The sequence below is a fragment of the Nocardioides pacificus genome (assembly GCF_054775955.1).
This window is the reverse complement of the sequence record NZ_BAAHCI010000015.1, coordinates 536,037-560,701: the sequence shown is the minus strand read 5'-3', so window position 1 is coordinate 560,701 and position 24,665 is coordinate 536,037. Positions and strand designations below refer to the sequence as shown.

The window sequence follows — 24,665 nt, the reverse complement described above, 5'->3', positions numbered from 1 at the left end:
CGGTGGAGGCGCGAGGACCTGCCGCGCTTCTAGCGTCGAAGCATGACGATCCTCCTGTCCGACCCGCTGGTCTCGGCGGTACCGGTCCGCGACTGCGGCGACCCGCTCGTGCCCCTGGACCTCTCCTCAGGGCTGGTGCTAGACCCGCCCGCCACCCGGGGGGCGCTTGTCCGCGCCGGGCTCGCGACCCGCCTGTCGCTGGCCCAGGCAGCCCTCCCCGCCGGGCTCCGACTGCACGTCGTCGAGGGCCACCGACCGGTCCATGCACAGCGCGCCATCATCGCGTCGTACGGCGCGCAGGTGCGGCGCGCACACCCCCGGGCCGGGACGGCCGAGCTGCACCGCCTGACCAGCCGCTTCGTCGCGCCGCTGGAGGTGGCTCCGCACGTCGCGGGGGCGGCGGTGGACCTGACGCTGGTGGACGCCGACGGGCGCGAGCTCGACCTGGGCACCCACATCGACGCGACGCCGGAGGAGAGCGGCGGGGCGTGCTACTTCGCCGCCCCGGTCTCGGCCCGGGCGCGGGCGCACCGGGACCTGCTGGCGCGGGTCCTCGAGGGAGCGGGTCTCGTCAACTACCCCACCGAGTGGTGGCACTGGAGCTACGGCGATCGCTACTGGGCGCTGGTCACCGGGGCGCCGCACGCCCTCTATGGCCCCGTCGATGCCGAGGTGGCCGCATGAGCGCGCTCGCCGCCGAACCCACCGTGGGGTCCCCGATGTCGAGCGTCCGGTCGGGTGCCCGGTCCGGGCCGCGGCTCGAGATCGACCTCGCTGCTGTGGCCGCCAACACGCGACTGCTGGCCGATCGGGCGGCCGGGGAGCTGATGGCCGTCGTCAAGGCGGACGGCTTCGGCCACGGGACCGTCGACGTCGCGCGGACGGCGCTCGCCCACGGCGCGAGCTCACTCGGCGTGACCAGCATCGAGGAGGCCCTGGCCCTGCGCTGCGCCGGACTCCAGGAGCCGATCCTGAGCTGGCTCAACCCCGTCGACGCCGACTTCGCGAGCGCCCTCGGCGCAGATGTCGACCTCGCGGTCCCGACGGCCCTCCACCTCCAGGCGGTCGCCGCTGCGGCCGCCCGCACTCGTCGTACCGCCCGGGTGCACCTGCATCTCGACACCGGCATGGCGCGCGACGGCTCCTCCCCTGACGCCTGGTCGGCCTTGTGCGCCCGGGCACGGCGCGCCGAGCGGGCCGGGCTGGTGAGCGTGGTCGGCGTGATGGGGCACCTCGGGTGCGCGGAGGTCGCCGGCGACCCACGCACCGATGCCGGCCTGCGCACCTTCCGCTGGGGACTCGAGGTCGCGCACGCGACCGGACTGCGCCCCTCGCTGCGTCATCTCGCCGCGACCGCGGCGACCCTGACGGAGCCCCGGACCCACCTCGACCTGTGCCGGGTCGGCGCCGGGCTCGTCGGCATCGACCCGAGCGGCACGACCCCGCTCCGAGGAGCGCTCACCCTCACCGCACCCGTCGTGTCCGTGCGACGTGTCGCGGCCGGCACCGGCGTCGGCTACGGCCACACCCATGTGACCGACCGTCCGACGCGGCTCGTGCTGCTGCCCCTGGGCTACGCCGACGGTCTCCCCCGCGCCACGTCGGGGCGCGCCGAGGTCCTGCTGCGCGGCCGGCGTCGCCCGATCGTCGGCCGGGTCTCGATGGACCAGATCGTCGTCGATGTCGGCGACGACCGCGTGGCGATCGGCGAGACGGCCGTCGTCCTGGGCCCGGGCGACCGGGGCGAGCCCACCGCGACCGAGTGGGCGGCGTGGGCCGACACCATCCCGCACGAGATCGTCACCGGCATCGGCCCCCGCGTCGGCCGGGTCGTGTCGGCAACCTCCTCCCTCCACCACCAGCTCAGGAGCCTGTGATGTCCCCCCTCCACCCCCGCGCCGAGTCCGGCCGCACCCGGGTCGCCGTCATCGGTGGCGGCCGCAGCTGCGAGCACGAGGTCTCGCTGGCCTCGGCGGCGTCGGTCGCAGCAGCCCTCGACCCGCGCACGTTCGACGTCGTACGCCTCACGATCGGCCGCGACGGCACCTGGCACGACGACCGTGGCGCCCTCGGCGACGACGCGGCCGCCTCCCTGGCTGCGGCGGTTGGGCTCCTCGCCGGCTGCGACGTCGCGCTGCCCGCCGTCCACGGCCCGCACGGCGAGGACGGCACCCTGGCCGCTCTGTGCGACCTCGCCGGCATCCCCTGCGTGGGCTCGGCGGTCGGCGCCGGCGCCCTCGCCATGGACAAGTGGGCGACCAAGCTCGTCGCCGAGGCCGTCGGGGTCGGCACCGCCTCCGGCGCCCTGGTCAGCCGCGACGCCGCCGCCCGCCTCACCTGGGCCGGACCCGTCGTGGTCAAGCCGGTGGCCGCGGGTTCGAGCCACGGGGTCACGCTGGTGCGCGAGCCCGCGGCCCTCTCCCCTGCGCTCGACGCAGCGCTCGCCGTCGACAGCCGGGTGCTCGTCGAGGAGGTCGTCGTCGGGCGCGAGATCGACATCGCGGTCCTCGAGCTGCCCGACGGCACCCGCCGGCTCAGCCCGCCGCTGGAGATCGTCGTCACCGGTGGCGTCTTCGACCTCGACCAGAAGTACGACGGGAGCGCCGACTTCCGCGTCCCCGCCCCTCTCGACGCGGCTGCCCTCGCCGACCTCGAGCGCGCCGCGCTGGCGACGTACGACGCGCTGGGCTGCCGCGGGGTCGCCCGCGTCGACTTCTTCCTGACCAAGCGGGGCTGGGTGCTCAACGAGGTCAACACGATGCCGGGGATGACCGAGCATTCGCAGGTGCCGCGGATGTTCGCCGCCGACGGTCTGCCCTACCCCGAGCTGCTCGCGACCCTGGTCCGGGTCGCCCTCGGCCACGGACTCGGGCACGGGCTCGGGCACGGTCTCGAGTCGGGCCCGGAGGGCCGGGGGGCTCTGGTCGGCGCCGCCGGGTGAGCGGCCGGATCGCGGGGCTCGACCTGCTGCGCGGGATCGCCATCGCGCTGGTGATGCTGCGCCACGCCCTGCCCGCTCAGCTCCCGGGGGCGGGCGTCGTGGGCGTCGTCATGTTCTTCACGCTGAGCGGCTACCTCATCACCGGCGTGCTGCTCGGCGAGCTCGAGCGCACCGGGCGGGTGGACCTGCGTCGCTTCTATGCGCGCCGGGCGCTGCGTCTGGTGCCCGCCATGCTGCTGCTGGTGGCCGGGGTCGTCGGCGTCACGCTGCTGCTCGACCCGCTCGGCGACCGCGACGAGCTGCCGCGCACCGTCCTCGTCGCCCTCACCTGGACCGCCAACCTGCCCTTCGACCAGGGCAGCGACGCGACCTTCCACCTGTGGACGCTCGCCACCGAGGAGCAGTTCTACCTGCTCTGGCCGGCCGTCCTGGCCCTGGCCGTGCCGCGTGGGCGGGTCCGGACCGCACTCGTGGTCGTCGCCGCACTCTGCCTCACCGGCTGCGTCGCGACGCTGGTCTGGCTCTCCTCGGACGCCGACCTGGCCTATGCGCTGCCCACCTCGTGGGCGGTGTGCTTCGTGATCGGAGCTGCGACCCGGGTCGCGACCGGCAGCCCGTACGACGCGTCGTACGGTCCGCGGGCGGGGTCGCTCCCGGCGCTGGCCGCGGTCGGCGCCGGTCGGGCAGCGACGCTGGCCCTGACCGGACTGCTGGTGCTGAGCGTGGTTCCATTGCGGGGTCACGCCCTCACCTACCTGGCAGGAGGACCCGCCATCGCCGGCCTGACCGCAGTGCTCGTCGTCGTCTGGCGTCGCTGGTCGATGGCCGACACCCCGCAGGCGTGGGCGCCTCTGACACGTGGGCTGATCGCCCTGGGCACGGTGTCGTACGGCGCCTACCTCTGGAACTACCCGATCACGCTGTGGCTGCGCGCCGGGCTGGGCCAGGAGCCGGTGGCCGGCGCACTCGGCGTCGTCCTCACCCTCCTCGCGGCCGCCCTGAGCTGGCGGCTCGTCGAGGAGCCGGCCATGCGGCGCTGGCGCTCGCGGACCCTGCCGCGTGTCCCGGCTCCGGTCGGGAGTGGCACGTGAGCGGCACGACGAAGCAGGTCGCCCCCGGCACCGGGGCCCGCTGGGACGGTGCGTGGTGGGAGGCGACCCTGCGGCGCTGGGCGCCCGACGTCGGGCTCGCCCTGCTGGTGCTGGTCGTCGGCATCCTCACCGCGACCGGGAACCAGCAGCACGACCTCGTCCTGGTCGCCCTGGGCATGGCGCTGGCGGTCCTGCTCAGCCGCCACCAGTCGGGCTGGGCGCTCGTCGTCGTGTGGTTCACGTGCGGCGCGCAGATCTATCTGGGCATCGACATCAGCCTCGTCCAGCTCGCCGTGGTGATCGTGGCCTACGGCTGCGCGCGCTACGGCACCACCGGCGTGCTGTGGGTGAGCGGCGCCTCGATCCCGGCGGGCGGCGCCATCGCCATGTGGTACGTCCTGGCGCGGATGCCGGCGCGCACCGAGCCGCTGCTGGAGATCCTCGTCGACACCGAGGCCGTGCGCGTGCGTCCCTCGCTGGCCCTCGCCCTCGGCGGGCTCGTGCCGCTGATGATGCCGTGGCTGATCGGGCTCGTGCTGCGCGCCCGCGACCGCGCGAAGGACTCCCAGGCGGCCACCGAGTCCGCGGAGGCCGAGCGCCGCGCCGCCGAGATCGGACGGGCCGAGGCCCAGGAGGTGGCGCGGCTGCGCGAGGAGCAGACCCGACTCGCCCGCGACGTCCACGACGTCGTCGGCCACTCCCTCGCGGTGATCCTGGCCCAGGCCGAGTCGGCGCAGTTCCTCCCCGACGACGACCCCGATCGACTCAAGGAGACGCTGGCCAACGTCGCCACGTCCGCGCGCGCGTCGCTGGGCGACGTACGCCGCGTGCTCACCTCGACCAGCGACCCGGCCGCCGCCTCCGCGCTGCCCGCGGGTGGCCTGGACAGCCTCGTGGAGGGCGTCCGGGCGTCGGGCCGAGCCGTCGAGTCGACCGTCGTGGGCACGCCGAGACCACTGCCGCCGGAGCTCGACGTGGTGGCGTTCCGCGTGCTGCAGGAGATGCTTACCAACGCGCTCAAGCACGGACGACGGGGCGAGCCCGTGCTCGTCGAGCGGCACTGGCAAGGTGATCTGCGCATCGAGGTGCGCAACGTGGCCAGCGCCTCCGACGGCGTCGACGGCCACGTCATGGAAGGACGGGGACTGGACGGCATGCGACGACGACTGGAGTCGGTGGGCGGGCGCCTCGACGTGCGCCGCCGCGACGACGCGGGCGGCGGATCGACGTTCACGGCGACGGCGTGGGTGCCGCTGCGGGCGCAGGAGGCGCGATGAGCGATCAGAGAGCGTCCGGCCTGATCCGGGTCCTGCTCGTCGACGACCAGGAGCTGTTCCGCGCCGGGGTCTCGGTGATCGTCGGCGCCCAGCCCGACATGGAGGTCGTGGGATCCGCGGCCGACGGCGTCGAGGCGGTCCGGCTCGTCGACCACCTCGCACCCGACGTGGTGCTGATGGACATCCGGATGCCCGAGATGGACGGCGTCGAGGCGACCCGGCAGATCTTCTCCCCCGAGCGTGCCGCCCGACGGCCGCGGCCGGTCCGGGTGGTCGTGCTGACGACGTTCAACCTCGACGACCGGGCGGCGACCGCTATCCGGTACGGCGCGAGCGGCTTCCTCCTCAAGGACGCGACCCCGGCGATGCTGGTCGACGCGATCCGCACCGTCCACTCCGGCAACGCGGTGCTGGCGCCGCAGGACCTCGGCACGCTGCTGGAGGGACAGTTCCGTGCCCGGCGGCCTGTGCCCGCGTCGTACTCCTCGCTGACGGAGAAGGAGCGCGAGGTCTTCACTGCCGTCGCCGCCGGTCTCACCAACACCGAGGTCGCCGCGCGGGTCTTCGCCGGCGAGTCCACCGTGAAGACCCACGTGGGCGCGATCCTGCGCAAGCTCGACCTGCGCGACCGCGTCCAGATCGTCGTCTTCGCCCACGAGCACGGCCTCGTCTGAGCTGCCCGCCTGGCCCGCCACCCCAGCGGTAACGCGGGGTTATCGCGTCCACCACAGCGGTATAGCGCTGTGGCAGGTGGCATAACCCCGCGTTACATGGGGGCGGGCGGGCCGGGGCGAGGCTCAGGCGGCGACGATCTTCTGCTCGATGGCGGCCCTCGTCTCGGGGGTGATGTCGACGATGCCGTGGGCCTCACCGGCGTGCGCGGCGACCTGGCCGAGCAGCTGGTCGCGGTCGGGGCTCTCGAAGCGGGCGGGGCAGCCCGGCATCACATCGCCGCAGGCGAGCTTGAACGTCATGATTCCTCCACGGTGCTCTCGGGACGCCGACGGTCGGTCGCCCCCTCGTCGGAGCAGGGCACGCGCACCCAGAGCACGGCCCCGTCCTCGTCTTGGTCGACCCCGACGGTGCCGCCATGGGCCACGGTCAGGGCTCGGGCGAGGTAGAGCCCGATCGTGATCCCCGTGCCGTCGTCGTTGAGGTCGAAGGGCTCGAAGAGCGCCTGCAGCAGGTGCGGCTCGATCGGGTCGGCGTCGCGCTCGACGCGCACCTCGACCCACGGCTCCACGGTCGAGACGACGAGCCGCCTCGATCGCGGCGTCGGCCGTGCCCCCGCAGCCTCCCAGAGGTCGCGCAGCACGCGGGCGAACAGCTCGGGGTCGACGGTGAGCACGACGTCCGCACCCTCGCCGCCGACGGTCCCCACCCCGGACAGCTCCTCGACCATCTCGCCGAGCCGGACGGGGCGCGGCTCGAGGGTCAGCCGCCCCAGCGAGGCCGCGACGAGCAGCTCGACGTCGCGGACCCGGCCTGCGAGCCGCTCCAGCGCCTCGTGGGTACGTCGCACGGCGCCGTCGCGCGCGGCCGGCGGCAACACGTCCTCGTGCATCATCGTGACCCAGCCCTGGGCCACGGCCAGTGGTGTGCGCAGCTCATGGGCGAAGGCAGCGAGGAAGCGGTCGCGCTGCTGGGCCGCCTCGGCGGTCGGGGTGTTGGTCACCTGGGCGGTACCGGCGTCGACGAACGCGCGCACCCACCGGTGGAGCACGGCCACGTCGACCGACCAGAGCCGGGCGACCTCGACGGCACTGCGGCCCGCCAGGACCTCCAGCACCGCGGCGACCCGGTGGTCGACGCTCGCGTCACTACGGCCGCCTGGCAGCGCGTGCGGCATGGCCGCGTGCTCCTCCGCCATCAGCCGCTCCCCCCGGTGGCGCCGGCAGCCAGCACCGGCACGGCCGCCGCTCGGCGGACCACGGGTGAGGCTCCCACGAGAGGGGCCTCCTCGGCAGGGTTCAGGCCCCGGACGCGTCTGAACCCGGCGCCGGGATCAGTGGGGGCTCAGAACCCGAGACGCCGCGGCCCCGCCTGGGCCTCGCGCCGGACCACGGCGCCCTTGTCGTGGGCCACGTCGCGCAGCGTCTCCTGGAACTCCACCATCCGCTCGCGCAGGGCGGCATCGCTCGCCGCCAGGATGCGTACGGCGAGCAGCCCGGCGTTGCGCGCGTTGCCGATCCCGACGGTCGCCACGGGAACGCCGGCCGGCATCTGCACGATCGAGAGCAGCGAGTCCATCCCGTCGAGGTGCTTGAGCGGCACCGGCACCCCGATCACGGGCAGCGGCGTGACGGAGGCGAGCATGCCCGGCAGGTGGGCCGCTCCCCCGGCGCCGGCGATGATCACCGAGAGCCTGCGGCCGGCCGCCTCCTTGCCGTAGGCGAGCATCTCCTCGGGCATCCGGTGCGCCGAGACCACGTCGGCCTCGCACGCCACCTCGAACTCCGCCAGCACGTCGGCGGCGGCCTTCATCACCGGCCAGTCGGAGTCCGAGCCCATCACGATCCCCACACGGGCAGTGGCAGTGCTCACCTGTTCACTCACTTTCGTTGCCGAGGTCGCCCGCGAACCACGCGGCGGCGTGCCGCGCGCGCTCGAGGCAGTCGTCGAGATCGTCACCGTAGGCGTTCACGTGCCCCACCTTGCGTCCGGGGCGCAGATCCTTGCCGTACAGGTGCACCCGCAGCCGGGGGTCGCGGGCCAGCGCGTGCGGCAGCCCGTCGTACAGCCGCCCGGCCTCGTGGGGCCCGCCGAGGATGTTGACCATCACGGTCCACCGCTCCCGCGGTGCCGGCGAGCCGAGCGGCAGGTCCATCACCGCGCGCAGGTGGTTCTCGAACTGCGAGGTGACGGCCCCGTCCTGGGTCCAGTGACCGGTGTTGTGCGGCCGCATCGCCAGCTCGTTGACGAGGATCCGGCCGTCGACGGTCTCGAAGAGCTCCACGGCGAGGATCCCGGTCACTCCCAGGGCACCGGCCACGCGCAGCGCGATCGCCTGCGCCTGACCCGCGAGCTCGGGGTCGAGGTCGGGGGCGGGGGCCACGACCTCCTTGCAGATGCCGTCGAGCTGCATCGAGGCGACGACCGGGTACGCCGCGGCCTGGCCGCTCGGCGAGCGCGCCACGAGTGCCGAGAGCTCGCGGCGGAAGTCGACGAGCTCCTCGGCCAGGATCCGCACGCCGGCGGCCGCTGCCGTCGCGAACGGGTCGGCGCACTCCTCGACCGACCGGACGACCCAGACGCCCTTGCCGTCGTAGCCGCCGCGGGTGGTCTTCAGCACGCACGGGAAGCCGAACGCCTCCACCTCCGCGGCGGAGGTCACGACGGCGTGCCGCGGGCTGGGGACCCCCAGCTCGTCGAGGCGGGCGCGCATGACGGCCTTGTCCTGGGCGTGGACGAGGGCCTCGGGGCCGGGACGGACGGCGATCCCGGCGTCCTCGAGCGCGTGGAGGTGCTCGGTGGGGACGTGCTCGTGGTCGAAGGTGACCACCGAGCAGCCCTCGGTGATCGCGACCAGGGTGCCCAGGTCGCGGTAGTCGCCGACCCGGTGGTCGGGGATGACCTGGGCCGCCGAGCCCCCGGGGGCCTCGGCGAGCAGCCGCAGCGGCAGCCCGAGAGCGATCGCCGGCTGCGCCATCATCCGAGCCAGCTGCCCCCCACCGATCACGGCCAGTGTGGGAGCCGCCCCGGTCGTCAGAGCGGGTGGTGCTCCACTCGGCGTCTGCGCGGGGGTCGGATCGGCGGAGGCAGCGGAGCGGTCGGGCACGCGCTCAGACTAGCCGTGGGCGGCAACGACCTCGCGGTTGACCGATCCCACGAGACCCGAGGCCGCAGAGGCGAGCTCGAAGCGGAGCCCCTTGCCGCGGTGGGTGCTGATCAGCGTGGGGTGGCGCGGGTCGTCGCCCAGCTTGCGGCGGACCCAGCCGAGGTGGACGTCGATGGTCTTCGAGGAGGTGTAGAAGGAGGTCTGCCAGACCTCTCGCATGAGCTCCTCGCGGGTGACGATCTGTCCGGCCTTGGAGATCAGGGCGAGGACGAGGTCGAACTCCTTGCGGGAGAACACGATCTCGGATCCCCCGCGCCACGCACGGCGGGAGACGGGGTCGACCTGGACGTCCTGAACGGTGATCATTCCGCCACGTTAAGCAAAGAAACGCCACCTCCCCGGGGATGTGGCAGATCTGTGGAGGTGCTGTTCCGCAACCGTTTCCGCGCCCGCGAAACAAACGGCCTGCGACGTGACGCGCCCCCGCCGGGCACGCCTAGTGACGACGTACGGCGACCGGCTCGACCAGCCCGAACCCGCGCACCGGGCGGGCAGGCAGCCGCCGGGTGTCGAAGTCCTCCTCGGGCAGCAGCGCGGCCGTCGCGGCGTCGACGATGACCCGGTTGCGCCGGGCGACACCGGTCAGCCGGGCGGCCATGTTGACCGGTGGGCCGAACACGTCGCCCAGGCGCATGACCACCGAGCCGGTCGCCAGTCCGACGCGGACATCGGGCATCCGCGGGTCGCGGCCGATCACCGAGATGATGCCCTCGGCGATGTCGATGGCCTGGATCGGCTCGTTGGCGACGAAGAGGACCGAGTCCCCGATGCTCTTGATGACGCGTCCCCGGTGGGTGGCGACCACGTCGTGGCAGCGCGACTCGAAGATCTCCACCATGTCGCCGATCCGGCTCTCGCCGATGTCGTTCGACAGCGCCGTGAAGGCCACGATGTCGGCGAACCCGACGGTCACCTGCACCGTGTGCAGGTCGTCCTCCTCGGACCCGAGAGCTTCGATCCGGGCCACGCTGGCCGCCAGGTGGCGCCGCCACGCATAGACCATCAGCTGCTCGAAGGGCGTGTTGAACTCCTGGACCAGGCGCAGCGCCGAGCCGAGGCGACTGCCGGTCGCCTCGTCGGAGGACTCCAGCTCGTCGACGCGGGCCAGCAGCGTGCCGACCTCCCAGTCCGCGAGCCGCGCCATCGTCTGGCCGACGGCGCGGGTCAGGTTGACGGCGGTCGGGAAGTCGAGGAGTCCGTCGTTGACCGCGTTGTTGAGCGTGCTGAGGGCCTCCAGGTCGCCCTCGGTGAAGATGACCTCGCCCTCGTTCTCGGGGAACCCCAAGGAGCGCCACAGGCGCTTGGCCACGTCGAGCGGCACACCGGCCCGCTTCGAGACCTGGGTCGAGTCGTAGGCAGGCGTGTCGCGCAGGATCGCGCGCTCGAGCTGCTCACGGGTGATGGGTGGCTCAGGTCCCATCGTCGTCCTCGCGCTGGCTGAGCCGGTGCAGCTCGTCAGCGACCTGCAGCTGGACCTTCTCCACGTGGGGGATGTCGTTCAGCTCGACGCGGCCCTGCTCGCTGGCGTCGGAGACGACGAGGGTCCCGCAGCCGAAGAGGCGGTCGATGAGGCCGATCTCGAAGTCGACGCCGCTGATCCGGTTCAGCGGGATCGTGCGGCCCGACTTGGCCACGACGCCCGCGCGCTTGATGAAGCGTCGGTTGGTGAACGTGTAGCTGGTGGTCGCCCAGAGCAGCAACGGCCGCAGGAACCACCACACGACGACCAGGGCCGCGAGCACCCAGACCGCCCAGTGCAGGATCCGGCCACCGTCACCGCTGCCGAGCGTGGAGACGAACGCGGCAACGGCCACCGCGAGCAGCGCCACGAGCGTGGGCAGCAGCATCACCTTGAGGTGGGTGCGGGTGGACACCACGACGCGTTCGCCCTCGTTGAGGAGCTTTGCAGGAAAGGACACCCGCTGATCCTCTCATTGTGGGGCGGGTCGCACGTGAACAACGTCACCCGCGCTCACGGCCACCTCCCCGGTGGGGCCGTTCACGACCAGCCGGCCCTCGGCGTCGACGCGGGTCGCCTCGCCCAGAAGGTCCTCCCCCGTAGGGAGGTGGACGCGGACGCGCTGGCCCACCGTCGCGCAGGCCGCGGAGTACGACGCGCCCAGCTCGCTCGGCGCGGCCTGCCACGCGGCGTACTCCGCGAAGAGCGCACGCAGGCACGCGATCAGCACCCCGGTGCGGTCCGGCTCCTGGCCCGCCGCGATCGCCAGCGAGGTCGCCGTGGGGACGGGCAGCTCCCCGGGCCGGGTGGACACGTTGAGCCCGATCCCGATGACCGCAGCCGGGCCGGCCGGCGACTCCACCCGTTCGGCCAGGATCCCGGCGATCTTCAGACCGTCCAGCAGGAGGTCGTTGGGCCACTTCACCTGCGCGGCGAAGCCCAGGTCGCGCAGGCCGCGTGCCGCGGCGTACCCGGTCAGCAGCGGCAGCCAGGGCCACGCCGCCGGCGTGACGGTGGGACGCAGCAGCACCGAGAAGGTGAGTGCGGCGCGCGGCGGCGTCTGCCAGGAGCGGTCCAGGCGCCCGCGTCCTGCGGTCTGGTGCTCCGCCACGACGACCAGGCCCTCGGGCTCGCCCGCCCGAGCGCGCTCGGCGACCAGGGCGTTCGTGGAGGCCGCGCTCTCGACGATCTCCACCCGGATGTCGGCCGCCCTCGCAACGGGCACCGCCAGCTCCGCGGCGAGCCGGGTGTGGTCAAGTGGTGGGCGCGTCGCGTGGTCGTCGGTCACGGGCGCTAGATTGCCGCACAGACGACGAGGAGGCCATACGCGTGAGCGCACATGTTGGCGAGGGGACCGAAGTCCCCACCGATATCAACATCCACACCACCGCGGGGAAGCTGCAGGACCTCGAGCGCAGGCTGGACGAGGCGGTCCACGCCGGTTCAGCCAAGGCGATCGAGAAGCAGCACGCCAAGGGACGCAAGACCGCACGTGAGCGGATCGAGCTGCTCTTCGACGAGGGCTCGTTCGTCGAGCTCGACGAGCTCGCCCGCCACCGCTCGACGGCGTTCGGCCTGCAGGACCGACGCCCCTACGGCGACGGAGTGATCACCGGCTACGGTACGATCGACGGTCGTCAGGTCTGCGTCTTCTCGCAGGACTTCACGGTCTTCGGTGGCTCCCTGGGCGAGGTGTACGGCGAGAAGATCACCAAGGTGATGGACCTCGCCATCAAGACCGGGTGCCCGATCATCGGCATCAACGAGGGCGCCGGCGCCCGCATCCAGGAGGGTGTGGTCTCGCTCGGGCTCTACGGCGAGATCTTCCGACGCAACGTGCACGCGTCCGGCGTGATCCCGCAGATCTCGATGATCATGGGCTCCTGCGCCGGCGGGCACGTCTACTCCCCCGCCGTCACCGACTTCACGATCATGGTCGACGGCTCCTCCAACATGTTCATCACCGGTCCCGACGTCATCAAGACCGTCACCGGCGAGGACGTCACGATGGAGGAGCTGGGCGGCGCCCGGACCCACAACACCAAGTCCGGCAACGCGCACTACATGGCCTCCGACGAGGACGATGCGATCGAGTACGTCAAGGCGCTGCTGTCCTACCTGCCGCAGAACAACCACGACGAGCCGCCGGCGTTCCACGACCCGGCCAACCTCGAGTTCTCCGAGCTCGACCTCGAGCTCGACACGCTGATCCCGGACAGCCCCAACCAGCCCTACGACATGCACACCGTCATCGAGACGGTGCTGGACGACGAGGAGTTCCTCGAGGTCCAGCCGATGTTCGCGCCCAACATCCTGATCGGCTACGGCCGGGTCGAGGGTCGTCCGGTGGGCATCGTGGCCAACCAGCCGATGCAGTTCGCCGGCACGCTTGACATCGACGCCTCGGAGAAGGCCGCGCGCTTCGTGCGCACCTGCGACGCCTTCAACATCCCGGTGCTGACCTTCGTCGACGTGCCCGGCTTCCTGCCCGGCACCGACCAGGAGTGGAACGGCATCATCCGTCGCGGCGCGAAGCTGATCTACGCCTACGCCGAGGCGACGGTCCCGCTGGTCACGATCATCACCCGCAAGGCCTACGGCGGCGCGTACGACGTGATGGGGTCCAAGCACCTCGGTGCCGACATCAACCTCGCGTGGCCGACCGCCCAGATCGCGGTGATGGGCGCGCAGGGTGCGGTCAACATCCTCTACCGCAACGAGCTCAAGGAGGCGGCCGACCCGGAGGCGAAGCGCGCCGAGCTGATCACTGAGTACGAGGACCACCTCGCCAACCCCTACCTCGCCGCCGAGCGGGGCTACGTCGACGCGGTCATCACGCCGCACGAGACGCGCATGGAGATCGTTCGGGCGCTGCGCCTGCTGCAGTCGAAGCGGGAGACGCTGCCGCCGAAGAAGCACGGGAACATCCCGCTGTGAGTGGGGTGAGCGAGGTGAGCGACGTGAGTGAGCCGATCCAGGCCCCCCTCCTGCGCATCGAGCAGAAGGACGTCACCCCCGAGGAGGTCGCCGCGCTGGTGACCGTCTTCGGGGCGCTGGCCGCCGCCCAGGACGACGCGAACCCGCCGCCGAGCCCGTCCTGGAGCGCTCCGCACCGCAAGATCGCGCCGCCGGTCCAGCACGGACCCGGAGGCTGGCGCAGCAGCGGCCTGCCCAGCTAGCCCCCTCACCAGCACCAGCACCAGCACCAGCCGAGTCGGCGCATCTTCACCGCCCAGTCGGCGCACTTTCACCGCCGAGTCGGCGCGTCTTCACCGTGAAATTGCGCCGACTCGAGGGTGAAGATGCGCCGACTCGGTCTTTGCTCTTGAGGCAAAACAAGGGCGATCTTGAGCAGGAACGACCGTCCTCTTGAGGTTGCCCACCCAGACTGGATCTGCGAATTGCAGCAGGGCAGTCTCCCGATTGCCCCAGGACGGGAGACAGCGTGAACCCCAGCAACAACGGTCAGGGCGGGTGGCCTCAGCCCACGCCTGGCGCTCTCGGGGGCAACGACCACTACCCCGCCGACGCCCCGGCGAAGGCCTACGTCCAGCGCCTGCCGCGCCCCGACCCGGGGATGCAGGCCTACGCCGACGACTTCCTCGCGGGGATCGAGGAGATCCCGACCTATCGACCCACGATCGGGTGCGTCATCCCGGCCTACAACGAGGCCGACTCGATCGCCAGCGTGCTCGACAGCCTGCTGCAGCAGACCCGGCTCCCCGACGTCATCCACGTGATCGTCAACAACACCACCGACGAGACCGTCGAGTTCGCGAGCCACTACGCCGGCGAGCACATCCGCCAGACGCTCGAGGGCGAGCAGGTCACCGAGATCTTCGTGCACGACATCGGTGAGAACCCCGACAAGAAGGTCGGGGCCCTGAACTACGGCTACTCGCTCGTGGAGGGCTACGACTACCTGCTCGGCGTCGACGGGGACACCACCCCTGAGCCGAACGCGATCAAGGAGCTGGTCGACGAGATCGCCAGCGACGACCGGATCGGCGGCATCTCGGCGATCTACAGCATCGACGACAGCGCCCTGAAGGGCCCGATGGAGAAGTTCCTCATCGCGGGCCAGCGCGCACAGTTCTCCGCCTTCAACATGCAGAACCTGCTTCGCGGCCGCAACATGGCCGTGCTGGGCGGCCAGTTCTCGATCTTCTCGACCCAGGCGCTGCGTGACGTGATCCGCGACAGCCACCAGCGCCACCCCTGGGTCAAGGACAGCGAGGTCGAGGACTCCCTGCTCTCGCTGCAGATCAAGAGCGCCGGCTACCTCACCAAGATCAGCGCGACGGCGCGCGCCCACGTCGGCGGCATGACCACGCTGCGTGGCCTGGACGCCCAGCAGGTGAAGTGGAACTTCGGCGCCATCGACCTGATGTGGCCCGGCCAGCGTGGCGACACCCGCGGTCAGCCGCTGCACCCCAACCTGCGGCTGCGCTGGTTCGAGCACGTCTCGATGGTGCTCAACATGGTCACCCGCACGATGTTCTTCACGCTGCTCTTCGCCTCCCTGTCGATCAGCGCGTTCGTGTTCAGCCCCTGGTGGCTGATCCCGCCGGCCGCCGCCACCCTGCTGAACCTGCGCGTGGCCCGGTCGATGTACTACCGCAACCGGCGCGACTACCTCTTCGCCGTCCTGGTCTTCCCCGCCGAGATCTACATGTGGGTGCGACTGGGCCACTTCACGCGCTCGTGGCTGAAGTTCTTCAGCCGGCAGCAGACCGACAACTGGGCGGCGCAGGCCAAGGCGGAGCGCGGCAGCGGCAACTCCTACCTCTACCCGGCCGCCGCCTTCCTGGTCGTGCTCTGCGCGCTCGCCGCGATCTGGCTGCAGCTGCCCCTGAGCCTGCAGTCCGACGTGCTCTCGGTGGGCTGGCCGATCCTCGGCGTGATCACCGTGCTGCAGACCGCCTGGATGCTGATCAAGGCGATGCGGCGCTATCGGGGGTACCAGGCATGACGCCCCTCCTCCCGACCCCGCCGCCGACCCCGCTCGCGCCCCCCGCCACCGCCAGGAGATCCCCGATGCCCCGCCCGAAGCGTGCGCGCCTGCTCATCGTCGCTGTGTGTGTCGTCCTCCTCCAGGCCACCCTGAGCGGCTGCTCGTTCTGGGGCGACGACGACGAGGCGGAGCCTGCACCGCCGGCCGCCTCCGCGACCACGACGCCGCAGACGCCGTACAACTCGCAGTTCACCCGGGACGGGACCTACCAGTCGCACATCGACGTCGAGGGTCTCGACTTCGTCTACACGCTGTGGCCGACGAAGTCGACGCCCCGCACCAACGAGTGGTACCCCCGCGGCAACAAGTTCTTCTCCTTCACCTTCCAGGCCTACGACCTCGACCGCCCGCTGCGCGCGCCGTTCGCCTCCAAGCGCCGGGTCTACCTCGGGAACATCTCGGTGCGCTCGAAGACCATCCGCACCAAGGGCCGCTCGGAGAGCCCCTACCGCCTGAACGCCGACGCCAAGAAGATCACCTTCGACCCGGAGCCGGTGGCCACGGACTACGGCATGCTGATCACCTCCCCCAAGGGCTCGTTCGAGCTGCGCAACCAGCGGATCCGGCCGACGGCTCTGGAGACGGTCGGACTCAAGCTGACGTTCCGTGCGACGGTCTGGATCGAGCGTTCCGCCGGGTCCGACGCCTACCGCAAGACGGTCATCACCGAGACCGTCCCGATCGCGATCTTCTCGTCCAAGGAGAAGACCGCCGTCGCCAGGATCCCGATCAACGCCAACTGATCCGACCCAGTCGCCGTACGACGAAGGGCCCACCCCCCCGCGGGGGTGGGCCCTTCGTCGTGCGCGTGGAGTCGTCGGTCAGAGCTCGACGGCCAGGCGGTAGCCCACGCCCCGCACGGTCTCGATGAAGCGGGGCGTGGCCGCGTCGTCGCCGATCTTGCGGCGCAGGTTGGCGATGTGGACCTCGACGGCCCGCTTGTCGGCCTCGTTGACGAAGTAGGCGGTGACGTAGTTCTGGCCCCGCATCGTCAGCACGAGGTCTGCCTTGCTGCGCACGCGGCGGCCCGTGCTGAGCAGGGAGGCCAGCAGGTCGAACTCGGTGCGCGTCAGCTCGACGGATCGCTCGTTGACCGTGACCACGCGGGTGTCGGTGTTGAGGGCCAGCCCGTTGAAGCGCACCCAGGCCCCGTCGACCGACGCCTGGTCCACGTCGGAGTGGAAGGAGTGGTGCGGCCCGGGCTGGTGCTGCTGACTGGCCGGCGCGGGCGCCGGTGGCAGCGGAGCGAACCGCGGCGCCTCCGCCGGAGGAGCCACCGGCTGAACCATCTGCTGGGGCGGCTGGGTGACCCAGGCGGCAGGCGGTTGAGCAGCAGGAGGCTGGGCCACCTCCGGGTGCTGGCTCAGGGCCGACAGCGGCGATCCCTGCTGAAGGTCGCGGGCTGCTGCGGCCGCCCAGGACTCTGCCGTGTCGTGGGTGGGAGCCGGGTCCGGCTCACTGAGCGCCGGTCCGACCTGTTCCTGCCGCGCCCGCGGACGACGAAGCATCGAGTCGGCGCGTGCCCGCAGCTCGCGGGGACGAAAGGGCTTGACGAGATAGTCGTCGGCCCCTGCCTCGAGGCCTTGCACGACGTCGATCTCGTCGTTGAGGGCGGTGATCATGATGAGGTAGGTGTTGCTGAACTCGCGTAGCCGCTTGGCGACGGCGAAGCCGTCCATGCCCGGCATGTTCACGTCCAGCGTCGTCAGCAGCGGGTCGTGGCGGCGTACGGCCTCGACGCCCTCCGGGCCGTTCGAAGCGACCACCGTGTGGAATCCGCTCTGAGTGAGCACGATGTCGAGGAGGTCTCGGACATCCGGGTCATCCTCGATGATGACCGCGACCCATTCCGACTCCACTGAACTCATGCCACGACTCTAACAACGCACCGGGACACAACGCGCCGATTCGACCGCCGGATAGGTCAAGAGTGCGTGGTCGGCGTCACCAGCCGGCCGCCGACGCCAGTTCCAACGCTCTCTCGACCCAGAAGTCCCCGGCCGGGGGACCACCGCCGCACTCACCGTCGCTCTCCCCCGGAGGCTTGACCCACAGATGGGCGTCGAGCGCAGAGTCGTCGTCGACGGGCCCCGGCGGCGTGCCCAGCCGGCGTCCGGACGGGTTGCACCACACGCGCTCCCCCGCTTCGTCGAGGGCCGGTCCACCGCCGTTGCGGCCCGTGTCGATGACGTAGTGGCCGCCCCCGAGCGCCTCGACCAAAGCGTCGCCGTAGGCCAGCTCGTCCTCGTCGGTCTCGAAGTTGGACACGTTGAGCGCGAAGCCACGCACCGACTCCACACCCACCGACCGCAGGCGAGTGGCCATCGCCTCGACCGGCACCCACGAGGAGTGCCCCGCGTCGATGTACGTCGTGGCGCCGTTCGAGCGCAGCACCTCGACCGCGTCGCGCAGCAGCCCGAGCCGCTGCTCCTGACCGGTGCACCCGACGAGAGTCGCCAGCGCGTCGGGCTCGAGGACCACCGCGACCTTCTCCGCCACGGTGGAGGCCTCGGCGATCTCCCGGACCCAGGCGCGGTAGTCCTCCGGAGGAAGTCCCCCGGAGGAGAGCCCGTCGACGCAGTCACGATCGGTGATGCCGTAGACCACCAGCAGGGGCAGCCGGCCGGCCTCGTTCGCCGCCGCCGCCTCCTGGCGCACCAGCGCACCGACTGCTCCCCTCGGATGGGTCTCGGGTGTCAGCCAGATCCCGGTCGGGACCGCGGCGAGCCGCTTCAGCGTGTCGGCCTCGTCAGTCCGACCGGCGTCGGCGGCCTCGCGCGCCGCCACGGCCGCCTTGCTGTCGCTTCGGACATGGAGCGGGGTGCGGGCGAACGGGTTCACCTCCTGCGCCCCCTTCGCCCACGGCATCACGTCCCACAGGAGCGCCACCGAGACGGCGGCGACCACACCGAAGACCATGACCACGAGCCCGACGACGGTGCGGCGCTTCCTCCAGGCATGCGGTCTCACGTGCGCAGCGTAGTCAGGCCCCGGCTCGCCCCAACGGACCCGTCTAGTCGGGGACCCGTCTGGTCGCGCACTAATCTCAGGACGTGACCAGCCTCGTCCTCGCCTCCGCCTCGCCCGCCCGCCTTGCGACGCTTCGCTCGGCGGGGATCGAGCCCGTCGTCATCGTCTCCGGGGTCGACGAGTCGCAGCTCGACGGACTCCCCCCGGCGGAGCTGGCCCTGGGACTGGCGCAGCTCAAGTGCCGGGCGGTGGTCGAGGGCTCCGGGGTGCCCGACGATGCCCTGGTGCTCGGCTGCGACTCCGTCCTCGAGCTGGACGGCACGGCCCTCGGCAAGCCCGTCGATGCGCCCGACGCCGTACGACGCTGGCAGCAGATGCGGGGGCGAAGCGCCGTGCTGCACACTGGTCACCACCTCTACGACACCGGCCACGACACGCGCGCCGAAGGGGCCCGCTCGGCGACGGCCTCGACGACGGTGCACTTCGCCGACGTCGACGACGACGAGATCGCGGCGTACGTCGCGACCGGCGAGCCGCTGTGGGTCGCCGGCGCGTTCACCGTCGACGGGCTCGGCGGCGCGTTCGTGCGTGGGATCGAGGGCGACCACCACAACGTGGTCGGCGTCAGCCTGCCGCTCGTCCGGGAGCTGGCCGCCCAGCTGGGACACTCGTGGCCTGACCTGTGGAACCGCTGAGGTCGGCAGGACCCTCCAGTCCGTCGATCTCCTCGGGCAGGTGGTGCAGGTGCAGCAGGTGCACCGGGCGCCGGAAGACGAAGCGCCGGAAGAGGTAGAAGCGGGCGACGAGACCCATCGACAAGCCGATCACGTTGGCGGAGATGTTGTCCGACACCGGGTCGGCCAACCCGAGGACACCGCGGCTGAACGACAGGCACGCGATCGGCAGCGTCATCGTGACCACGTTGATGATCACGAACGCAGTCCGCCCCCCGTCCGCGTGGACCGGCTCGCGCTCCTTGAACGCCCACAGCCGGCTGCCGCGATAGCTGATCAGCATGCCCACGGTGTTGGCGATGACGTAGGCGAGGATGACGTGGTCGGCCAAGGGCGGCTCGTAGCCCGTGCTGAAGCCGTGGACCATCAGGTTAAACAGGAAGAGGGCGACCATGGTGGCCACGCCACCCACAGCGAGAAAGCGACCGCCCTCGGCGAGGACGCGCTGCCAGCGGTTACCCATGAAGGCAAGGCTAAACCCCCGGGGCCCCCACGCCACCTTCGGGTACCCCGGGGGGTATGACCCGGCTACTCCACCGGGCACATCACCGGGCTACTCGACCGGCAGACCCAGCCCACGCGCGATCAGCATCCGCTGCACCTCCGAGGTGCCCTCACCGATCTCCAGGACCTTCGCGTCCCGGTAGAAGCGCGCGACCGGGTAGTCCTCCATGAAGCCGTTGCCGCCGAAGACCTGGGTGGCGATCCGGGTGGCCGTGACGGCCGACTCGGTGGCATAGAGCTTGGCCACCGAGGCCGCGTGCTTGAACTCCTTCACCGAGGCGCCCGCGTCCTTCATCGCCGCTGCCCGGTAGGTCAGCAGGCGCGAGGCGTGCAGCATCACCTCGAGGTCGGCGATCTGGAAGGCCACGCCCTGCTTGCGACCGATCGGTCCGCCGAAGGTCTGCCGCTCGCCGGCGTACTCCACGCTCATGTCGAGGCAGGCCTGGATGCAGCCCACGGCCAGGGCGGCGATCGCGACCCGACCGTCGTCGAGGGTGGCGAGGAACTGGGCATACCCGCGGCCCCGCTCACCCAGCAGGTTGGCCTCGGGGACGCGCACGTCCTCGAACGACAGCGGGTGGGTGTCCGAGGCGTGCCAGCCCAGCTTGTCGTAGGCCTTCTCGGCGGTGAAGCCGGGCGTGCCGCTGGGCACCATGATCGTGCTGAGCTCGGCCGAGCCGTTGTCACGCGTGCCGGTGCGGGCGGTGACCGTGACCAGCGAGGTGATCGACGAGCCGGAGTTGGTGATGAACTGCTTCGCCCCGTTCACGACCCACTGGCCGTCCACGAGCTCTGCCTTGGTCCGGGTCGCGCCCGCGTCGGAGCCGGCGCCGGGCTCGGTCAGCCCGAAGCCCGCCAGTCGCTCTCCTGCGACGAGCGCCGGCAGCCACTCCTGCTTCTGGACGTCGGTGCCGTAGGTCAGGATCGGGTTGATGCCGAGCCCCACCGCGGCCTCGAGGGTGATGCCCATCGACTGGTCGACGCGGCCGATCTCCTCGATCGCCAGGCACAGCGACGTGAACCCGCCCTCGTCGCCCGCGAGCCCGGCACCGCCGTACTCCTCGGGCGCGGTGAGACCGAAGAGCCCGAGCTGGCCCATCTTGCCCACCACGTCGACGGGGAAGTGGTGCTCGCGGTCCCACTGCGCGGCGTGGGGCTTGATCTCGGCCTCCGCGAACTCGCGGACGCTGCGACGGAACTCCTCGTGCTCACGGGACAGCTCGAACGACATGCATCTCTCCTGGGTGCTGGGCTCACGTGCCGGGACTTACGCTGACGTCAACGTAAGGCGCTTCCGTAGCGTCACCGCAAGCCCTGCCGACCCCTGACCCGAGGAGCGCGATGGAGCAGACCTGGTCGATCACCGAGCTGGCGCAGGAGTACGGCGTGACCCTGCGGACGATCCGGCACTACGAGGCGCTCGGCCTCGTGCACCCCGAGCGGCGCGGCACCGCACGCGTGTTCCACCGACGCGACCGGATCCGCCTCGAGCTCGTCCTGCGCGGGCGCCGCCTGGGCTTCGCGCTGGACGAGATCGCCCGGATCGTCAACATGTACGACGATCGCCCCGGGGAGGCGGGCCAGCTGGAGTACCTCCTCGACCAGATCGGCGTGCGTCGCGCCGAGCTGGCCCGGATGCGCGCCGACATCGATCAGACCGAGCGCGACCTGGACGAGGTCGAGGCCCGCTGCCGCGACACCCTCGCCACGCTCAAGCCCTCCCTCAAGCCGTAGTCCCCGGCTCCAACCGTGCCCCCGGCGCCAGCCGGACGCCCTCCCCCACCGTCGACCCGCGTCCCACGAGGATCACCAGATCCGGGTCGCTGGTGGCATCGACGTCGGGGTCGCCGACGACGGCGTCCCTGCCGACGACACAGCCGGAGTCGACCACCGCGCCGTCGAGCGTCGCTCCGGCCTGGATGACGGTGTCGCCGAAGATCACGCAGCCCCGCACCACCGCGCCGGCCTCGACGACCGCGCCGGGACCGATGACGCTGCGGATGACCGTGCCCGACACGCGGCTGCCCGTGCTGAGCATGCTGTCGCGCACCTCGGCCCCCGCCAGCACACGGGCAGGGACCCGCGAGGGCTGTCGGGTGAGGATCGGCCAGCCGGGCTGCGAGAGCACGCCGACGTCGTCGACGAGGACGTCGAGATGGGCGCGCAGGTACTTGTGCGGCTGCCCGAGATCGCACCAGTAGCCGCCGAGCGGGTGCACGTGCGCCCGGCCGCGCTCGATGAAGCGGGGCACCAGGTGCTCCCCGAAGTCGCCGAGCCCGCTGTCGCCCTCCTCGCTGCCGGAGCTCAGCTCACGGTGCAGCTCCTCGACGACCTCGATCAGCGCATCGGGCTCATAGACGATGATCTCCGCGGCGACCGTGCCGCTGCTGGGCTCCTCAGGCTTGTAGGCGAAGCCCGTCACCCGCCCGTCCTGGTCGTGCTCGACGACCGCGTGGTCGACGGCCTCCTCGACCGGCACGTCGGTGACGACGAGCGTGCACTCCGCCTGCGCTGCGCGGTGGGTGGCGACGACGTCGGTGAAGTCGAGGCGATAGACGTGGTCGGCGCTGAGCACGATCACCAGGTCGGGCGCCAGGTCGCGGATCTGGTCGCGGATCCGATAGAGCTCATCGGCGTTGCCCTGCGCGAACCCGTCCTCCTCGTCGGTGCCGCTTCCCTGCTGCGGCATCAGCAGCCGCAGACCGCCGCGGTTGCGGTCCAGGTCCCACGGCCGCCCGTTGGCGACCGGCTCCTCCAGCGTGGCGCCCTGATACTGCAGCGAGAGCCAGACGTCGGAGATCCCACTGTGCGCCAGGTTCGACAGCGGGAAGTCGACCAGCTGGAAAACCCCGGCGAAGGGCAGGGCGGGCTTCGCCCGCTCCCGGGTGAGCACGTCCATCCGGCCACCGGCTCCACCGGCCTGGATGATGGCGAGAATGCGTTCACGAGGCATGAAACCGATCGTGGCACGCGCGCGGTGACGAGGTCGGCCTTCCCCGGGGTGGCCCCTGAGGCGTGAGACCCGGGCCGAAGGTCCCGGACGGTGGCGGTACGCTGCCGCGCAGAACAGCACAGATCCTCCGAAGTCAAGAGCAGGAGTCAACGGGTGCCCCAGTTGCAGAAGGTCCTCATCGCCAACCGAGGCGAGATCGCAGTCCGCGTCATCCGCGCGTGCCGCGACGCCGGCATCGGCAGCGTGGCCGTCTACGCCGAGCCCGACCGGGACGCGCTGCACGTGCGTCTGGCCGACGAGGCCCATTCGCTGGGCGGCAGCACCCCTGCCGACTCCTACCTCTCGATCGAGAAGATCATCGAGGTCGCGAAGAAGACCGGTGCCGACTCGGTGCACCCGGGCTACGGCTTCCTCGCCGAGAACTCCGCCTTCGCCCAGGCCGTCGTCGACGCCGGGCTGATCTGGATCGGCCCCCCGCCGGCCGCCATCGACTCCCTCGGCGACAAGGTGCAGGCCCGCCACATCGCGCAGAAGGTCGGCGCCCCGCTCGTCGCCGGCACCGCCGACCCGGTGGAGAACGCCGACGAGGTCATCGCGTTCGCCCAGGAGCACGGCCTCCCCATCGCCATCAAAGCGGCCTTCGGCGGCGGCGGCCGTGGTCTCAAGGTGGCCCGCAAGGAGGAGGAGGTCGCCGAGATGTTCGAGTCGGCGGTCCGCGAGGCCGTCGGCGCGTTCGGTCGCGGCGAGTGCTTCGTCGAGCGCTACCTCGACAAGCCCCGCCACGTCGAGACCCAGTGCCTGGCCGACCAGCACGGCAACGTCGTCGTGGTCTCCACCCGCGACTGCTCGCTGCAGCGCCGCCACCAGAAGCTCGTCGAGGAGGCGCCCGCGCCGTTCCTCACCGATGAGCAGATCGAGACGCTCTACACCTCCTCCAAGGCGATCCTCAAGGAGGCGGGCTACGTCGGCGCCGGCACCTGCGAGTTCCTCGTGGGCCAGGACGGCGTGATCTCGTTCCTCGAGGTCAACACCCGCCTGCAGGTCGAGCACCCGGTCAGCGAGGAGGTCACCGGGATCGACCTGGTCCGCGAGATGTTCCGCATCGCCGCCGGCGAGGAGCTCGGGTACGACGACCCGCAGGTCGTCGGCCACTCGATCGAGTTCCGGATCAACGCCGAGGACGGTGGGCGCAACTTCATGCCCGCCCCCGGCACGCTCACCAAGTGGAACCCTCCGTCGGGTCCCGGTGTCCGCGTGGACGGCGGCTACGAGGCCGGCGAGACGATCCCCGGCTCGTTCGACTCCCTGGTCGCCAAGCTGATCGTCACCGGCCGTGACCGCACCCAGGCGCTGGAGCGCTCGCGCCGCGCGCTGGGCGAGTTCAGCGTCGACGGGATGCCCACGGTGATCCCCTTCCACGAGACGGTCGTCAACGACCCGGCCTACATCGGCGACGGCTCGACGTTCGGGGTCTACACGTCCTGGATCGAGACCGAGTTCGACAACCAGATCGAGCCCTACGCCGGTGAGCACGGTGAGGGCGCGGAGCAGGGCGAGCGCCAGACCGTGACCGTCGAGGTCGGCGGCAAGCGCATCGAGGTCGTGCTCCCCGGCGGTCTCGCCGGTCTCGGCGGTGGCCTCGGCCCCGTCTCCACCTCCCCCACCGGCAAGCGGGTCCGCCGCGGCGCCAAGAAGTCCGGCTCGGCCGCGTCCGGCGACTCCGTCACCAGCCCGATGCAGGGCACCATCGTCAAGGTCGCCGTCGAGGAGGGCCAGAGCGTCGCCGAGGGTGACGTCGTCATCGTCCTCGAGGCGATGAAGATGGAGCAGCCGCTCAAGGCTCACAAGGCCGGCACCGTCACCGGCCTCAAGGCCGAGGTCGGC

General features: G+C 71.6%; 26 protein-coding genes. 13 read left to right on the top strand and 13 right to left on the bottom strand.

Annotated features, from left to right (window positions below; all coding sequences use genetic code 11):
• The first annotated feature begins 42 nt into the window (after nt 1–42).
• The 6 genes from ACYU7L_RS21165 to ACYU7L_RS21140 are packed head-to-tail and all read left to right on the top strand — an operon-like array spanning nt 43 to nt 5,983.
• A complete protein-coding gene (locus ACYU7L_RS21165) occupies nt 43–684 on the top strand; it encodes a M15 family metallopeptidase (protein ID WP_460800715.1) in 642 nt (213 codons plus the stop codon).
• A complete protein-coding gene (alr, locus tag ACYU7L_RS21160; protein WP_460800713.1) occupies nt 681–1,877 on the top strand; it encodes an alanine racemase in 1,197 nt (398 codons plus the stop codon). The genes ACYU7L_RS21165 and alr overlap by 4 nt, the downstream gene beginning before the upstream one ends.
• Nucleotides 1,877–2,941: a D-alanine--D-alanine ligase family protein gene (locus tag ACYU7L_RS21155; protein ID WP_460800710.1), complete on the top strand. Its 1,065-nt coding sequence runs from the start codon at nt 1,877–1,879 to the stop codon at nt 2,939–2,941. The genes alr and ACYU7L_RS21155 overlap by 1 nt, the downstream gene beginning before the upstream one ends.
• On the top strand, nt 2,938–4,032 hold the full coding sequence (locus ACYU7L_RS21150; RefSeq protein WP_460800708.1) for an acyltransferase family protein: 1,095 nt from the start codon (nt 2,938–2,940) through the stop codon (nt 4,030–4,032). The genes ACYU7L_RS21155 and ACYU7L_RS21150 overlap by 4 nt, the downstream gene beginning before the upstream one ends.
• The gene (locus ACYU7L_RS21145) at nt 4,029–5,309 is read left to right on the top strand and encodes a sensor histidine kinase (RefSeq protein ID WP_460800706.1); all 1,281 of its coding nucleotides are present in this window, start codon (nt 4,029–4,031) and stop codon (nt 5,307–5,309) included. The genes ACYU7L_RS21150 and ACYU7L_RS21145 overlap by 4 nt, the downstream gene beginning before the upstream one ends.
• The gene (locus ACYU7L_RS21140) at nt 5,306–5,983 is read left to right on the top strand and encodes a response regulator (RefSeq protein WP_460800704.1); all 678 of its coding nucleotides are present in this window, start codon (nt 5,306–5,308) and stop codon (nt 5,981–5,983) included. Before ACYU7L_RS21145 ends, ACYU7L_RS21140 begins: the two co-directional genes overlap by 4 nt.
• A gap of 123 nt (nt 5,984–6,106) precedes the next feature.
• Here ACYU7L_RS21140 and ACYU7L_RS21135 read toward each other — a convergent pair whose 3' ends face one another.
• The 8 genes from ACYU7L_RS21135 to ACYU7L_RS21100 all read right to left on the bottom strand — a co-directional run bounded on the left by ACYU7L_RS21135 (nt 6,107) and on the right by ACYU7L_RS21100 (nt 11,894).
• Nucleotides 6,107–6,283, bottom strand: coding sequence for a DUF1059 domain-containing protein (locus tag ACYU7L_RS21135; RefSeq protein ID WP_460800702.1), 177 nt, complete (start codon nt 6,281–6,283; stop codon nt 6,107–6,109).
• Nucleotides 6,280–7,179 (bottom strand): sensor histidine kinase, encoded by a 900-nt coding sequence (locus tag ACYU7L_RS21130; RefSeq protein ID WP_460800700.1) that lies wholly within the window; start codon nt 7,177–7,179, stop codon nt 6,280–6,282. Before ACYU7L_RS21130 ends, ACYU7L_RS21135 begins: the two co-directional genes overlap by 4 nt.
• 146 nt (nt 7,180–7,325) lie before the next feature.
• Complete coding sequence (gene purE / locus ACYU7L_RS21125; protein ID WP_460801735.1) at nt 7,326–7,934, bottom strand: 5-(carboxyamino)imidazole ribonucleotide mutase; 609 nt, start codon at nt 7,932–7,934, stop codon at nt 7,326–7,328.
• Nucleotides 7,858–9,087 (bottom strand): 5-(carboxyamino)imidazole ribonucleotide synthase, encoded by a 1,230-nt coding sequence (locus tag ACYU7L_RS21120; RefSeq protein WP_460800698.1) that lies wholly within the window; start codon nt 9,085–9,087, stop codon nt 7,858–7,860. The genes purE and ACYU7L_RS21120 overlap by 77 nt, the downstream gene beginning before the upstream one ends.
• A 9-nt stretch (nt 9,088–9,096) precedes the next feature.
• Nucleotides 9,097–9,453 (bottom strand): winged helix-turn-helix domain-containing protein, encoded by a 357-nt coding sequence (locus ACYU7L_RS21115; RefSeq protein WP_460800695.1) that lies wholly within the window; start codon nt 9,451–9,453, stop codon nt 9,097–9,099.
• Nucleotides 9,454–9,583: 130 nt separating this feature from the next.
• A complete protein-coding gene (locus ACYU7L_RS21110) occupies nt 9,584–10,567 on the bottom strand; it encodes an adenylate/guanylate cyclase domain-containing protein (protein WP_460800693.1) in 984 nt (327 codons plus the stop codon).
• Nucleotides 10,557–11,066, bottom strand: coding sequence for a PH domain-containing protein (locus ACYU7L_RS21105; protein WP_460800691.1), 510 nt, complete (start codon nt 11,064–11,066; stop codon nt 10,557–10,559). The genes ACYU7L_RS21110 and ACYU7L_RS21105 overlap by 11 nt, the downstream gene beginning before the upstream one ends.
• A 12-nt stretch (nt 11,067–11,078) precedes the next feature.
• Nucleotides 11,079–11,894, bottom strand: a complete 816-nt coding sequence (locus ACYU7L_RS21100; RefSeq protein WP_460800690.1) for a biotin--[acetyl-CoA-carboxylase] ligase — start codon at nt 11,892–11,894, stop codon at nt 11,079–11,081.
• Nucleotides 11,895–11,935: 41 nt separating this feature from the next.
• Here ACYU7L_RS21100 and ACYU7L_RS21095 point away from each other — a divergent pair, with 41 nt between their 5' ends.
• The 4 genes from ACYU7L_RS21095 (at nt 11,936) to ACYU7L_RS21080 (ending at nt 16,363) form a co-directional block, all read left to right on the top strand.
• On the top strand, nt 11,936–13,543 hold the full coding sequence (locus ACYU7L_RS21095) for an acyl-CoA carboxylase subunit beta (protein WP_460800686.1): 1,608 nt from the start codon (nt 11,936–11,938) through the stop codon (nt 13,541–13,543).
• 23 nt (nt 13,544–13,566) lie between these two features.
• On the top strand, nt 13,567–13,785 hold the full coding sequence (locus ACYU7L_RS21090) for an acyl-CoA carboxylase subunit epsilon (protein ID WP_460800684.1): 219 nt from the start codon (nt 13,567–13,569) through the stop codon (nt 13,783–13,785).
• A 266-nt stretch (nt 13,786–14,051) separates the two neighbouring features.
• Nucleotides 14,052–15,578: a glycosyltransferase family 2 protein gene (locus ACYU7L_RS21085; protein ID WP_460800681.1), complete on the top strand. Its 1,527-nt coding sequence runs from the start codon at nt 14,052–14,054 to the stop codon at nt 15,576–15,578.
• A 65-nt stretch (nt 15,579–15,643) separates the two neighbouring features.
• A complete protein-coding gene (locus tag ACYU7L_RS21080; RefSeq protein WP_460800679.1) occupies nt 15,644–16,363 on the top strand; it encodes a hypothetical protein in 720 nt (239 codons plus the stop codon).
• Nucleotides 16,364–16,441: 78 nt separating this feature from the next.
• Here ACYU7L_RS21080 and ACYU7L_RS21075 read toward each other — a convergent pair whose 3' ends face one another.
• Together ACYU7L_RS21075 and ACYU7L_RS21070 are read right to left on the bottom strand one after the other, a co-directional pair.
• Nucleotides 16,442–17,488 (bottom strand): response regulator transcription factor, encoded by a 1,047-nt coding sequence (locus ACYU7L_RS21075; RefSeq protein WP_460800677.1) that lies wholly within the window; start codon nt 17,486–17,488, stop codon nt 16,442–16,444.
• Nucleotides 17,489–17,564: 76 nt separating this feature from the next.
• Nucleotides 17,565–18,590 carry a glycoside hydrolase family 6 protein gene (locus ACYU7L_RS21070; protein WP_460800675.1) on the bottom strand — a complete coding sequence of 342 codons (1,026 nt, stop codon included), beginning with the start codon at nt 18,588–18,590 and terminating at the stop codon, nt 17,565–17,567.
• Between the two features lie 83 nt (nt 18,591–18,673).
• Here ACYU7L_RS21070 and ACYU7L_RS21065 point away from each other — a divergent pair, with 83 nt between their 5' ends.
• Nucleotides 18,674–19,285 (top strand): Maf family protein, encoded by a 612-nt coding sequence (locus ACYU7L_RS21065; protein ID WP_460800673.1) that lies wholly within the window; start codon nt 18,674–18,676, stop codon nt 19,283–19,285.
• On the opposite strand, the gene ACYU7L_RS21060 is transcribed toward ACYU7L_RS21065, so the two are convergent.
• Complete coding sequence (locus ACYU7L_RS21060; protein WP_460800671.1) at nt 19,215–19,787, bottom strand: GtrA family protein; 573 nt, start codon at nt 19,785–19,787, stop codon at nt 19,215–19,217. The genes ACYU7L_RS21065 and ACYU7L_RS21060 overlap by 71 nt on opposite strands.
• 90 nt (nt 19,788–19,877) lie before the next feature.
• Nucleotides 19,878–21,059, bottom strand: a complete 1,182-nt coding sequence (locus ACYU7L_RS21055; RefSeq protein ID WP_460800669.1) for an acyl-CoA dehydrogenase family protein — start codon at nt 21,057–21,059, stop codon at nt 19,878–19,880.
• Between the two features lie 110 nt (nt 21,060–21,169).
• Between ACYU7L_RS21055 and ACYU7L_RS21050 the strand changes: the two genes are divergently transcribed.
• Nucleotides 21,170–21,562, top strand: coding sequence for a MerR family transcriptional regulator (locus tag ACYU7L_RS21050; protein ID WP_460800667.1), 393 nt, complete (start codon nt 21,170–21,172; stop codon nt 21,560–21,562).
• On the opposite strand, the gene ACYU7L_RS21045 is transcribed toward ACYU7L_RS21050, so the two are convergent.
• Nucleotides 21,552–22,781: a glucose-1-phosphate adenylyltransferase family protein gene (locus ACYU7L_RS21045; protein WP_460800665.1), complete on the bottom strand. Its 1,230-nt coding sequence runs from the start codon at nt 22,779–22,781 to the stop codon at nt 21,552–21,554. The genes ACYU7L_RS21050 and ACYU7L_RS21045 overlap by 11 nt on opposite strands.
• A gap of 153 nt (nt 22,782–22,934) precedes the next feature.
• Between ACYU7L_RS21045 and ACYU7L_RS21040 the strand changes: the two genes are divergently transcribed.
• The coding region (locus ACYU7L_RS21040) for an acetyl/propionyl/methylcrotonyl-CoA carboxylase subunit alpha (RefSeq protein ID WP_460800663.1) at nt 22,935–24,665 on the top strand (1,731 nt) is incomplete at its 3' end.

Coding starts and splice junctions, on each gene's coding strand:
- ACYU7L_RS21080 (WP_460800679.1), top strand. CDS start 15,644: ATGCCCCGCCCGAAGCGTGCGCGCCTGCTCATCGTCGCTGTGTGTGTC.
- ACYU7L_RS21135 (WP_460800702.1), bottom strand. CDS start 6,283: ATGACGTTCAAGCTCGCCTGCGGCGATGTGATGCCGGGCTGCCCCGCC.
- ACYU7L_RS21165 (WP_460800715.1), top strand. CDS start 43: ATGACGATCCTCCTGTCCGACCCGCTGGTCTCGGCGGTACCGGTCCGC.
- ACYU7L_RS21130 (WP_460800700.1), bottom strand. CDS start 7,179: ATGGCGGAGGAGCACGCGGCCATGCCGCACGCGCTGCCAGGCGGCCGT.
- ACYU7L_RS21155 (WP_460800710.1), top strand. CDS start 1,877: ATGTCCCCCCTCCACCCCCGCGCCGAGTCCGGCCGCACCCGGGTCGCC.
- ACYU7L_RS21060 (WP_460800671.1), bottom strand. CDS start 19,787: ATGGGTAACCGCTGGCAGCGCGTCCTCGCCGAGGGCGGTCGCTTTCTC.
- ACYU7L_RS21110 (WP_460800693.1), bottom strand. CDS start 10,567: ATGGGACCTGAGCCACCCATCACCCGTGAGCAGCTCGAGCGCGCGATC.
- ACYU7L_RS21115 (WP_460800695.1), bottom strand. CDS start 9,453: ATGATCACCGTTCAGGACGTCCAGGTCGACCCCGTCTCCCGCCGTGCG.
- ACYU7L_RS21140 (WP_460800704.1), top strand. CDS start 5,306: ATGAGCGATCAGAGAGCGTCCGGCCTGATCCGGGTCCTGCTCGTCGAC.
- ACYU7L_RS21075 (WP_460800677.1), bottom strand. CDS start 17,488: ATGAGTTCAGTGGAGTCGGAATGGGTCGCGGTCATCATCGAGGATGAC.
- ACYU7L_RS21050 (WP_460800667.1), top strand. CDS start 21,170: ATGGAGCAGACCTGGTCGATCACCGAGCTGGCGCAGGAGTACGGCGTG.
- ACYU7L_RS21055 (WP_460800669.1), bottom strand. CDS start 21,059: ATGTCGTTCGAGCTGTCCCGTGAGCACGAGGAGTTCCGTCGCAGCGTC.
- alr (WP_460800713.1), top strand. CDS start 681: ATGAGCGCGCTCGCCGCCGAACCCACCGTGGGGTCCCCGATGTCGAGC.
- ACYU7L_RS21045 (WP_460800665.1), bottom strand. CDS start 22,781: ATGCCTCGTGAACGCATTCTCGCCATCATCCAGGCCGGTGGAGCCGGT.